This is a genomic window from Vibrio neptunius (assembly GCF_000967495.1).
Classification (GTDB): domain Bacteria; phylum Pseudomonadota; class Gammaproteobacteria; order Enterobacterales; family Vibrionaceae; genus Vibrio; species Vibrio neptunius.
This window is the reverse complement of sequence record NZ_JXXU01000040.1, coordinates 70940-83129: the sequence shown is the minus strand read 5'-3', so window position 1 is coordinate 83129 and position 12190 is coordinate 70940. Positions and strand designations below refer to the sequence as shown.

Here is a 12190-nt window from a genome sequence, read left to right as displayed (position 1 = left end):
GAAATATTCATGACAATTCAACATACCCAAGATTTAGCGCAAATTCGAGCCATGGTGCCAGAAATGCGCCGTGTTAAATGTATTCATTTTATCGGTATCGGTGGCGCAGGAATGAGTGGGATCGCTGAGGTTCTACTCAATGAAGGTTATCAAATTACTGGTTCTGACTTAGCTGAAAATCCTGTCACTGAGCGACTTGCTAAAAAAGGTGCGACGATTTTTATTGGTCATACTGAAGATAACGTTCAGCAAGCAAGTGTTGTCGTTGTCTCGACCGCTATCAATGAAGAAAATCCTGAGATTAAAGCAGCAAGAACGGCGAGGATACCTGTTGTGCGCCGTGCGGAAATGTTGGCAGAACTTATGCGTTTCCGTCACGGTATTGCCGTGGCTGGTACTCATGGTAAAACCACGACGACTGCACTGGTTACTCAAATTTATTCTGAAGCAGGCCTCGATCCTACCTTTGTTAACGGTGGCTTAGTTAAGAGCGCTGGCACGAATGCACGTCTTGGTTCGAGTCGTATCCTAATCGCTGAAGCGGACGAAAGCGATGCGTCTTTTCTTCATCTTCAACCTATGGTGAGTATCGTAACCAATATCGAAGCCGATCATATGGATACCTACGGCGGAGACTTTGAAACTCTAAAGCAAACATTCATCGATTTTCTTCACAATTTGCCTTTTTATGGGCAAGCGATTGTGTGTATTGATGATCCGGTAGTTCGAGATTTGATCCCGAAAATGAGTCGACAAGTCATCACTTATGGCTTTTCTGAAGACGCAGATGTTCGTATTGAAAACTACCGCCAGGAAGGCCAGCAGGGACAATTTACCGTGGTGCGTAAAGGGCGTGTAAATCTGGATATTACACTGAATATTCCTGGCCGCCACAATGCACTTAATGCTTCTGCAGCGATTGCCGTTGCGACGGAAGATGATATAGACGATAAAGCTATCTTACGTGCTATGGCAGGAACGCAAGGGACAGGACGCCGCTTTGAACACCTTGGCGAGTTTGATACCGGCAATGGCAGCGCTATGTTGGTGGATGACTATGGTCATCACCCAACCGAAGTAGATGTCACAATTCATGCTGCTCGCAATGGCTGGCAAGACAAGCGTTTGGTGATGATCTTTCAACCCCATCGTTATAGTCGAACGCGGGATTTGTACGATGATTTTGCTAATGTGCTAGAGCAAGTCGATGTTCTTTTGATGCTCGACGTTTACTCTGCCGGTGAGAAACCAATTGCTGGAGCTGACAGCCGTGACTTGTGCCGCACTATTCGTAGTAGAGGTAAAATTGACCCCATTTTTGTCTCAGATAGTTGCACTTTACCCTCTGTTTTAGCGAATGTTTTGCAAGATGGTGACTTGGTACTAACGCAAGGTGCTGGAGATATTGGCAAAGTAGCCAAGCAGCTAGCTGCTTTTGAATTAAGTATCGATAAGATGCAAATGGCATGATTTAAATATGAGATTTCGATTAATTCGATTAATTAATGCAATTAAAGTGCGATTTCTCAATTTCAGTGTTTGATACTTTCAATGACGCCAGTATAATCCGAAGGTTAAAGTAATTGCTTTTGCCTTTTTTACGAAAAATGAGATAGGGCTTAGAGTTGCGAACTGATAGTAGGGACAGCGGACTTGATTGAAAGTGCTGTGAATGAAGGCCGTCGTTTTACTGACTCACCACTAGTGAAAAAGCACACCTTTGGCGGTGCATTTTTGCTGGTGGTTTTGATGTTGATAGGGTCTACCCTTTATGCCACTTTATCTTGGATGTGGGATGATAAGCGTCTACCTTTATCTCACATCGTTTTAGAGGGGGATTTGAAATACGTTTCCCCTCTCGACGTTCAGCGCGCATTCGCTAGGTTACAGCATGTTGGTACTTTTATGTCACAAGATGTGAAAGTACTTCAGGATACGGTTGAGGCTATTCCTTGGGTTTCGCATGCATCGATTCGTAAACAGTGGCCTGATACTGTAAAAGTTTTTCTGACCGAGTATAAAGCGGTCGCTATCTGGAATGGTAATGAGCTGCTCAATAGTCGGGGACTGGTATTTAATGGAGATATTGGCAAGTTAGAGGAAGAGCGAGTTAAGCTCTATGGCCCCATAGGCACGAACCAAGAAGTCTTGGAAATATGGCAACAAATCAATCCTCAATTTGCAGTATTAAACCTAAAGATTTCTTCGTTATTACTGAATGAACGCCGTGCATGGCAGATTATCCTTGATAACGGTATCAGGCTAGAACTAGGTAAAGAATCTTTAGAAGAGAGGGTGGAAAGATTCCTCTCTTTGTACAAAAACTTAGGTAGCGACTCCCAAAGAGTCAGTTATATTGACCTCAGGTATGATACGGGAGCTTCCGTTGGGTGGTTCCCTGAGCAAGATTTAGAACAAGAGAGCACAGATGACTAAGACCGCTGATGACAACATTATTGTTGGTCTTGATATAGGTACTGCAACCGTATCGGCTCTGGTTGGAGAAGTACTGCCTGATGGTCAGATAAACATAATCGGTGCAGGTAGTAGTCCATCGCGCGGAATGGACAAGGGTGGCGTCAACGATCTTGAATCCGTTGTAAAGTCTGTCCAGAGAGCGGTTGATCAAGCTGAACTGATGGCCGAATGCCAAATCAGTCATGTCTTTATTTCTATCTCTGGTAGACATATTGCTAGCCGAATAGAGAAAGGCATGGGAACCATCTCCGATGAAGAGGTTTCACAAGAGGACATGGACCGTGCAATCCATACTGCTAAATCTATCAAAATAGGTGACGAACAGCGCATTCTGCATGTAATTCCACAAGAATTTACTATCGATTACCAAGAAGGGATTAAAAATCCGCTAGGTTTATCAGGAGTAAGGATGGAAGTGAGCGTGCATTTGATCTCTTGCCACAATGATATGGCGAGAAACATTATCAAAGCTGTTGAGCGGTGTGGTTTGAAAGTGGAGCACCTAGTTTACTCGGGTTTAGCTGCGAGTAATGCTGTGATCACTGAAGACGAACGTGAGCTAGGCGTTTGTGTTGTCGATATTGGTGCTGGCACTATGGATGTGTCAATCTGGACAGGTGGTGCTTTGCGTCACACAGAAGTGTTTTCTTACGCGGGTAACGCTGTGACAAGTGACATTGCTTTTGCATTTGGTACTCCTGTTAGCGATGCAGAAGAAATAAAAGTGAAATATGGCTGTGCTCTAAGTGAGTTGGTCAGCAAGGATGACACGGTTAACGTTCCTAGTGTAGGAGGGCGTCCATCACGCAGTTTGCAAAGACAAACTTTGTCTGAGGTGATTGAACCTCGTTATACTGAGTTGATGGGGCTGGTTAATCAAACTATCGATACTGTTCAGGAGAAGCTGCGTGAAGAAGGGATTAAACATCATCTTGCAGCTGGTGTGGTGCTCACTGGTGGTGCTGCGCAGATTGAAGGATTGGTAGAGTGCGCGGAACGTGTATTCCGTAATCAAGTGCGAGTTGGCAAACCTCTCGAGGTGAGCGGACTTACAGACTATGTAAAAGAGCCGTATCACTCTACGGCGGTGGGTTTACTTCATTATGCAAGAGACAGCCAGATCAATGACGATACAGAATACAATGAGCCTAAACGCCAATCTGTAACGTCATTTTTTGGACGCTTGCGTAACTGGATACAAAAAGAATTTTAACCTGAGCAGCAGGATAAACGGAGATAACACATGTTTGAACCGATGATGGAAATGTCTGACGACGCAGTAATTAAAGTCGTTGGGGTTGGTGGCGGTGGTGGTAATGCCGTTGAACACATGGTACGTGAATCCATCGAAGGCGTGGAGTTCATTAGCATCAACACTGATGCGCAAGCGCTTCGTAAAACAAGCGTGAATAGCGTGATCCAGATTGGTGGTGATATCACTAAAGGTCTGGGTGCAGGCGCTAACCCTCAGGTTGGGCGTGATGCTGCTCTCGAAGATCGAGATAGAATTAAAGAAGAGCTCGATGGTGCCGATATGGTATTTATCGCAGCTGGCATGGGCGGTGGTACAGGAACAGGTGCTGCTCCAGTGATTGCAGAAGTCGCAAAAGAGCTGGGTATACTCACTGTTGCCGTCGTGACTAAGCCATTTAGCTTTGAAGGCAAGAAGCGTTTAGCTTTTGCTGAGCAAGGAATTGAAGAGTTGTCTAAGCAGGTAGACTCATTAATTACGATTCCAAACGAAAAGCTACTCAAAGTATTGGGTCGTGGCATCACTCTACTCGAAGCTTTTGCTAGCGCGAATGACGTACTTAAGAATGCAGTACAAGGTATTGCAGAACTTATTACTCGTCCGGGCATGATTAACGTCGACTTTGCAGATGTTCGAACTGTGATGTCTGAAATGGGTCATGCAATGATGGGTAGCGGCGTTGCCAAAGGTGAAGATCGTGCTGAAGAAGCGGCTGAGATGGCTATCTCAAGCCCACTTCTGGAAGATATCGATCTCGCTGGTGCTCGTGGTGTTCTTGTTAACATTACAGCTGGTCTTGATATGCGTCTGGATGAGTTTGAAACAGTGGGTAACACGGTTAAAGCATTTGCTTCAGATAATGCTACAGTTGTTATTGGTACTTCGTTAGACCCTGATATGGCTGATGAAATTCGCGTAACCGTTGTTGCTACTGGTATTGGCACAGAGAAAAAGCCTGACATCACTTTGGTGGCTGGTGGAAAAACGAAAGTTTCTTCTGTTGCACAACCACAAACACAGCCAGCTGCACCTACTCAGCAGCCAGCTGTCAATAAAGTGGAAGAAAAACCGGCACCAAGTTTGCAAGAGAAACCTCAGGTGACTCCTCAGCCGACAAGTTCTGCTCCTTCGAGCTCAGGTGCTGGTCAACAAAGTGCCGCCCCTAAAGCTGATAAGGACACTGGTTATCTTGATATTCCAGCATTCTTACGTCGTCAGGCTGACTAAAATTAAGTCATAATTTGACACTGTTCAAAATTATGGTACGATTCGCGGTCAATATTACTCATTGACCGCGTTTTGTAGCAATTAGTACTGAGGCAAGCAGATGATCAGACAACGTACTCTGAAAGAAATAGTGAAAACAACTGGTGTGGGACTCCACTCTGGTCGCAAAGTGACACTTACTCTTCGCCCAGCGGCTGCAAACACAGGTATTATTTACCGTCGTACAGATGTTAATCCACCTGTCGATTTTCCAGCAGATCCAGAATCAGTTCGTGATACCATGCTTTGTACCGCTTTGGTTAATGACGAAGGCGTACGCATTTCAACAGTCGAACACTTAAATGCTGCACTTGCAGGTATGGGTATCGATAACATTATTGTTGAGGTTGATGCGCCAGAGATTCCAATCATGGATGGCAGTGCTAGCCCTTTTGTGTTTTTGCTGCAACAAGCTGGTATTGAAGAACAGAACGCACCTAAGCGTTTTATCCGTATCAAGAAACCTGTGCGCTTTGAAGATGACGATAAATGGGCAGAGTTTGTACCTTTCAATGGTTTCCGTATGGATTTCGAGATTGAGTTCAACCACCCAGCAATTGAATCAGATGAACAACATTTATTGTTTGATTTTTCATCACAAGGCTTTGTCAAAGATATATCTCGTGCACGCACCTTCGGTTTTATGCGCGATATTGAATATTTACAATCTCAAAACCTATGTTTAGGTGGAAGCTTTGATTGTGCCATCGTATTAGACGAATACCGTATTCTTAATGAAGAAGGTCTGCGATTCGAAAACGAATTTGTTACTCATAAAGTATTGGATGCTATTGGTGACCTTTACATGTGTGGCCACCCAATCATTGGTGAGTTCCGTGCGTTTAAATCTGGCCACGGTTTAAACAACCAATTACTACGTTCTGTTCTAGCAGATCAAGAAGCGTGGGAGTGGGTAACGTTTGAAGAAGAAGCAGTTTCACCAGTCGCTTTCGCGCAACCAAGCATGGTTGTAGCGTAAAAAGCAAAAAATTTAAAAAACCAGGCGAAAGCCTGGTTTTTTTGTTTTCGTCGTTTGCCGCATGGCAAAGATCTGCCAACAGTTCAAAAGATCTTGCCGATCAATTTGAATCTATAGGTCCAATAAACAAATTTATTCGGTTTACTGGGCATATTTTAATCTCAGAGGATAAACATCCATCATATAACGAACAAAAATAAAGAATGCTTCAAACAAATCACCTTGTTATTGGTCGTTAGAGGCAAAATTCCTTAAACTAACCGCCACTTAAGCCTTGAAATCTATAGTTCTCATCACAATATCTGAGTAAAGTGATTTATCTCAGTATTCTTAGTTCAAAACTGTTAGAGACTGAAGGCACAGAATGTAGATCGGGCCCGATCTAAGTAAAGAGAGATGCATAGCAAATGATAACTAAGCTACTGACAAAGGTAATTGGCAGTCGCAACGACCGCACGTTACGTCGCCTTAGAAAAATTGTAAAAGAAATTAATAACTATGAACCAACCTTCGAAGCGCTTTCTGATGAAGAATTGAAAGCCAAAACGGTTGAGTTCCGCCAGCGTCTTGAACAGGGTGAAACCTTAGATAAACTTCTGCCAGAAGCGTTTGCGACAGTACGTGAAGCATCAAAGCGTGTTTATGGTATGCGTCACTTCGACGTCCAGCTTATTGGTGGTATGGTACTTAATGCTGGTCAGATTGCTGAAATGCGCACCGGTGAAGGTAAAACACTGACAGCGACATTACCTGCTTATCTTAATGCTCTTGCAGGAAAGGGTGTGCACGTTGTTACCGTCAACGACTACCTAGCAAAGCGTGATGCAGAAACAAACCGTCCTCTCTTCGAATTTCTTGGGATGACCGTTGGCGTCAATGTGCCAAATATGCCTCCACAAGAAAAGAAACAAGCTTACTTAGCGGATATTCTATACGGAACCAACAATGAGTTTGGTTTTGACTACCTGCGTGACAACATGGCCTTCCGTCCCGAAGACCGCGTTCAACGTGCTCGGTTCTTTGCAGTAGTGGATGAAGTAGATTCGATTCTTATTGATGAAGCACGTACGCCATTGATCATCTCTGGTCCTGCAGAAGATAGTTCTGAACTGTACACGCGTATTAACACACTTATTCCAAATCTTCAGAAACAAGATCAGGAAGATTCAGAAGAGTATCGTGGTGATGGCCATTACACCGTTGATGAAAAATCGAAGCAGGTCCATCTGACAGAGACGGGTCAGGAGTTTGTTGAAGAACTGATGATCAAGAATGGCTTAATGGAAGAAGGAGATACACTTTACTCTCCGGCGAACATTAGCCTGTTGCATCACGTTAATGCGGCCCTGCGTGCCCATGTTCTGTTTGAAAAGAACGTAGACTACATTGTCAATGAAGATGGCGAGGTGGTGATCGTTGATGAACATACTGGCCGTACAATGCCTGGCCGTCGTTGGTCTGAAGGTCTTCACCAAGCTGTTGAAGCCAAAGAAGGTGTGAAGATCCAGAACGAAAACCAAACGCTCGCATCTATTACATTCCAGAATTTCTTCCGTTTATACGAAAAGTTATCAGGTATGACGGGTACTGCGGATACTGAAGCGTTTGAATTTCAATCTATTTATGGTCTAGAGACGGTTGTGATCCCAACCAACAAACCCATGATTCGTAACGATATGCCGGATGTGGTTTATCGTACTGAAGCAGACAAATTCAATGCGATTATTGAAGATATTAAAGAGCGCGTTGCTAAAGGTCAGCCTTCTCTAGTGGGTACAGTTTCGATTGAAAAGTCTGAACTGCTGTCTAATGCGCTGAAAAAAGCGAAGATCAAACATAACGTTTTGAATGCAAAATTTCACGAACGTGAAGCAGAAATTGTTGCTGAAGCAGGAACCCCTGGTGCGGTGACAATCGCCACTAACATGGCTGGTCGTGGTACTGATATTGTGTTAGGCGGAAGCTGGCAGGCGAAAGTGGATTCAATGCAGAATCCAACACAAGAGCAAATCGAAACGATTAAAGCAGAGTGGAAAGAAGTACACGACAAAGTTCTTGAAGCTGGCGGTCTGCACATCATTGGTACTGAACGTCACGAGTCTCGTCGTATTGATAACCAGCTACGAGGTCGTTCGGGTCGTCAGGGAGATGCAGGTTCTTCGCGTTTCTATTTATCGATGGAAGACTCCCTATTACGTATCTTCACCTCAGATCGCATGGCTAGTCTTATCCAAAGTGGTATGGAAGAAGGGGAAGCGATTGAATCTAAGATGCTATCTCGCTCCATTGAAAAAGCGCAACGTAAAGTCGAAGGTCGTAACTTCGACATTCGTAAACAGCTACTTGAATACGATGATGTGGCGAACGATCAGCGTAAAGTGGTTTATGAGCTTCGTGATGAACTGATGAGTATTGAAGACATCAGTGAAATGATTGAGCAAAATCGAGCTGATGTGATCAGTGCTATTATCGACGAATACATTCCACCACAATCTCTGGAAGATATGTGGGATGTAGAAGGCCTTCAAGAGCGTCTGAAGAACGATTTTGATTTGGATGCGCCGGTCAAACAGTGGCTTGAAGAAGACGATAAGTTATACGAAGAAGCGTTACGTGAGAAGATCCTTGAAACTTCTGTTGCCGTTTATAAAGAGAAAGAAGCGGTGGTGGGTGAGCAGGTTCTACGTAACTTTGAAAAATCCGTTATGCTACAAACGCTGGATACGCTTTGGAAAGAGCATTTGGCGGCAATGGATCATTTGCGTCAAGGTATCCACCTACGTGGCTATGCTCAGAAAAACCCGAAGCAAGAGTACAAACGTGAGTCGTTTGAGTTGTTTGAAGGTCTTCTAGATGCGCTTAAATCGGACGTCATTACCATACTGTCTAAAGTCCGAGTTCAACAGCAGGAAGAAGTTGAGCGTATGGAAGCGCAGCGCCGTGCCCAAGCAGAAGAAGCGGCTCGCCGTGCTCAAGCTCAGCATGCATCAGCTGAAAATCAACTTTCCGACGAAGAAAACCATGATGGTGCACATCAGCCAACGGTTCGTGAAGAACGCAAAGTTGGCCGAAATGAGCCATGCCCATGTGGTAGCGGTAAGAAGTACAAGCAATGTCACGGTCAAATTAATAGCTAATTTGAAACCGTACATGAAAAGTAAAGAGTCGCTTAAGCGGCTCTTTTTTTGAGGAAAATTACTATGAAACGTATTCATATTGTTGCGGCCATCATTTTTAATTCCGACCAATCGGAAGTGTTTATTACCAAGAGGCCAGATGATAAACATAAGGGGGGCTTCTGGGAGTTTCCTGGTGGTAAAGTGGAATTAGGTGAAACCATAGAAGACGCTATTGTTCGAGAACTCGAAGAAGAAGTCGGTATTAAGGTGACAGAGCAGAGTCTATTCGAACACCTTGAATATGACTACCCAGAAAAGTCGCTCAAGTTTGATTTCATTAGTGTGACCAGATTCGAGAATGCTCCGTACGGTAAAGAAGGTCAACAAGGCGTTTGGGTACCAATAACTGAGCTTACTCGCTATGCATTCCCGGAAGCTAACATACCCATTTTACATCGAGTGATGAACGAATTTGCACAGAGGTAGGTAAGTGTCGTTCGTTTTAATAAAAATTTTGTGATGAAAGATCATCCGGATCTAGCCAGCAATGGTTAATGTTGGTAGTTTTAATCTACTAAGCACATTTAATGATAATAATGGAGAGGTGCAATGGTACGTATTGCAATTGCCGGAGCTGCTGGTCGTATGGGCCGAAACTTAGTTAAAGCCACTTATTTGAACCAAAAGGCTCAAGTAGGTGCAGGCTCCGAGAGACCAGAGTCATCTTTAGTCGGCGTAGATATTGGGGAGCTGTGTGGTGAAGGAAAGTTTGACATTGTAGTGACTGATAATTTGGCAAAAGATATTAATAACTTTGATGTGATCGTCGACTTTACTGCCCCTTCAAGCACCCTTGCTAACCTTGAGTTATGTAAGCAACACGCAAAGGGTATTATTATTGGTACGACAGGCTTTACCGAGCAAGAGCGTGAACAAATTGACGCATTTGCGCAGCATGTACCTGTGGTCATGGCACCTAACTACTCTGTGGGAGTAAACCTGGTTTTCAAGCTCCTCGAAAAAGCCGCCAAGGTAATGGGCGATTATTGCGATATTGAAATTGTAGAAGCACACCATCGTCATAAAGTAGATGCGCCATCAGGTACTGCAATTGGTATGGGAGAAGCGATTGCTGATGCAATGGGTAATAAGCTAAGTGATGTGGCGGTCTACGCTCGTGAAGGTATCACAGGTGAGCGTACTAAAGATGAAATTGGCTTCGCGACCATCCGCGCTGGTGACATCATTGGTGAGCATACAGCAATGTTTGCTGATATTGGCGAACGTGTGGAAGTGACCCATAAAGCTACAGATCGCATGACTTTCGCTAATGGTGCAATTAAGGCAGCGGTTTGGCTTAATGAGAAGCCAGCGGGTTTTTACACTATGACCGATGTATTGGGTCTAAACGAGCTTTAGTTTGAAGGGAATTACCCTGCATCTTAGTATTAAAGTGAAACTAGAAACTGAAAGTAAATAATTATGCGCTGGGTTTGCCCGGCGCTTTTTGTATCTGGCTTAAATTAGTAATCCAATAAACAAGTTGACATATGATATCTGCATCTAAGTTTAGTGTGTTTTTTGATTGTTTGTGTGTTTATTTTTGCTTAGTTGCTTAAAAGTTATGGTAATTGTGTGTTGTTCAACGTTTGCGCTAAGGTGATGATAAAAACTGTGATCTCAGATATGTTGAAAATACTCCATTTCATAAATAGTTCGTCTTATCTCCTTGTTAGTCGGACTAAACTGTATATTTTAGCCATCTAAAAACATTTTTGGTTTTAACTGCTCTAAATATTAAATTTATTTTCGTGTCTCTGTTGACACTTCTTTATCGCCTCATTAGAATACCGCCAATTTGTCTAAATAACCTGAAAACGCTTTTTTATTGCGTGAAGGAAGGCAGATTTGCAGTTTAATTTATTATTTTTGCATTTTTATTCTGGAGGTTGTCTTGAGTAAATCAGCACTGTTAGTCCTAGAAGATGGGACAGTGTTCCGCGGAGTTTCCATTGGAGCAGATGGGTCGTCCGTTGGTGAAGTTGTTTTTAATACCTCGATGACGGGGTACCAAGAAATCCTCACTGATCCTTCCTATTCCCAACAAATCGTCACACTTACTTATCCTCACATAGGCAATACCGGAACCAATTCCGAAGATGAAGAATCCTCTTCCATTCATGCACAAGGCCTTGTGATTCGCGATCTCCCTCTCATCGCTTCTAACTTTCGTAACGAACAATCCCTTTCTGATTACCTTAAATCGCAAAACATCGTTGGCATCGCTGATATTGATACGCGTAAGCTGACTCGCATCCTGCGTGAAAAAGGTGCACAAAACGGTTGTATCGTTGCGGGTAACAACTTAGACGAGGCTCTAGCGCTGGCTAAAGCAAAAGAATTCCCTGGCCTAAAAGGTATGGACCTTGCGAAAGAAGTTACAACAAAAGAAGCGTATCAATGGAAACAAGGTTCGTGGACGCTTGAGGGTGGACTTCCTGAGGCGCAAGACGACAGCGAATTGCCATATCACGTTGTTGCCTATGACTTCGGTGCAAAACGAAACATCCTGCGTATGCTTGTTGACCGAGGCTGCCGCTTAACAGTAGTTCCTGCTGAAACCAGTGCAGAAGAAGTTTTGGCGCTCAACCCTGACGGCGTGTTTTTGTCAAACGGCCCTGGTGACCCTGAACCATGTACTTACGCTATCGAAGCGACCAAAGTGTTCTTGGATAAAGGTTTGCCAATCTTTGGTATCTGTTTAGGTCACCAAATCCTTGCGTTAGCGTCTGGTGCGCAAACCGTTAAGATGAAATTTGGTCACCACGGTGCTAACCACCCAGTTAAAGACCTAGATCGTAATGTTGTGATGATTACTTCTCAGAACCACGGTTTTGCTGCTGATGAAGCAACATTGCCTGAGAACCTACGTGCAACTCACGTGTCACTATTTGATGGCTCTCTACAAGGTATCCACCGTACAGATAAGCCAGCATTTAGCTTCCAAGGTCACCCTGAAGCAAGCCCTGGTCCACACGACGCAGCACCATTATTTGACCACTTTATCGAACTAATCAAACAACACAGCGCTTAATT

The 12190-nt window shown here is 43.9% G+C and carries 9 protein-coding genes; all 9 read left to right on the top strand.

All coding sequences use genetic code 11. From position 1 onward, the window contains the following. Positions 1–9 precede the first annotated feature (9 nt). The 9 genes from murC (at position 10) to carA (ending at position 12188) form a co-directional block, all read left to right on the top strand. Positions 10–1470, top strand: coding sequence for a UDP-N-acetylmuramate--L-alanine ligase (gene murC / locus TW84_RS13480; protein WP_045976158.1), 1461 nt, complete (start codon positions 10–12; stop codon positions 1468–1470). A 183-nt stretch (positions 1471–1653) separates the two neighbouring features. After that, a complete protein-coding gene (locus tag TW84_RS13475) occupies positions 1654–2436 on the top strand; it encodes a cell division protein FtsQ/DivIB (protein WP_045976157.1) in 783 nt (260 codons plus the stop codon). Further along, the gene (gene ftsA, locus TW84_RS13470) at positions 2429–3691 is read left to right on the top strand and encodes a cell division protein FtsA (RefSeq protein WP_045976156.1); all 1263 of its coding nucleotides are present in this window, start codon (positions 2429–2431) and stop codon (positions 3689–3691) included. Before TW84_RS13475 ends, ftsA begins: the two co-directional genes overlap by 8 nt. Before the next feature lie 30 nt (positions 3692–3721). Beyond that, the gene (ftsZ, locus tag TW84_RS13465; protein WP_045976155.1) at positions 3722–4957 is read left to right on the top strand and encodes a cell division protein FtsZ; all 1236 of its coding nucleotides are present in this window, start codon (positions 3722–3724) and stop codon (positions 4955–4957) included. 100 nt (positions 4958–5057) lie between these two features. Next, positions 5058–5975, top strand: coding sequence for a UDP-3-O-acyl-N-acetylglucosamine deacetylase (gene lpxC / locus TW84_RS13460; protein WP_045976154.1), 918 nt, complete (start codon positions 5058–5060; stop codon positions 5973–5975). A gap of 407 nt (positions 5976–6382) precedes the next feature. Beyond that, positions 6383–9112 (top strand): preprotein translocase subunit SecA, encoded by a 2730-nt coding sequence (secA, locus tag TW84_RS13455; protein ID WP_045976153.1) that lies wholly within the window; start codon positions 6383–6385, stop codon positions 9110–9112. Positions 9113–9175: 63 nt separating this feature from the next. Continuing rightward, positions 9176–9580: an 8-oxo-dGTP diphosphatase MutT gene (gene mutT, locus TW84_RS13450; RefSeq protein WP_045976152.1), complete on the top strand. Its 405-nt coding sequence runs from the start codon at positions 9176–9178 to the stop codon at positions 9578–9580. A 123-nt stretch (positions 9581–9703) separates the two neighbouring features. Continuing rightward, a complete protein-coding gene (gene dapB / locus TW84_RS13445) occupies positions 9704–10513 on the top strand; it encodes a 4-hydroxy-tetrahydrodipicolinate reductase (RefSeq protein WP_045976151.1) in 810 nt (269 codons plus the stop codon). Between the two features lie 535 nt (positions 10514–11048). Further along, the gene (gene carA, locus TW84_RS13440; protein WP_019274504.1) at positions 11049–12188 is read left to right on the top strand and encodes a glutamine-hydrolyzing carbamoyl-phosphate synthase small subunit; all 1140 of its coding nucleotides are present in this window, start codon (positions 11049–11051) and stop codon (positions 12186–12188) included. Positions 12189–12190: the final 2 nt, after the last annotated feature.

Bases quoted from the DNA above. Each gene is read 5' to 3' on its own strand.
- mutT (WP_045976152.1), top strand. From the start codon at position 9,176: ATGAAACGTATTCATATTGTTGCGGCCATCATTTTTAATTCCGACCAA.
- ftsA (WP_045976156.1), top strand. From the start codon at position 2,429: ATGACTAAGACCGCTGATGACAACATTATTGTTGGTCTTGATATAGGT.
- murC (WP_045976158.1), top strand. From the start codon at position 10: ATGACAATTCAACATACCCAAGATTTAGCGCAAATTCGAGCCATGGTG.
- dapB (WP_045976151.1), top strand. From the start codon at position 9,704: ATGGTACGTATTGCAATTGCCGGAGCTGCTGGTCGTATGGGCCGAAAC.
- lpxC (WP_045976154.1), top strand. From the start codon at position 5,058: ATGATCAGACAACGTACTCTGAAAGAAATAGTGAAAACAACTGGTGTG.
- secA (WP_045976153.1), top strand. From the start codon at position 6,383: ATGATAACTAAGCTACTGACAAAGGTAATTGGCAGTCGCAACGACCGC.
- ftsZ (WP_045976155.1), top strand. From the start codon at position 3,722: ATGTTTGAACCGATGATGGAAATGTCTGACGACGCAGTAATTAAAGTC.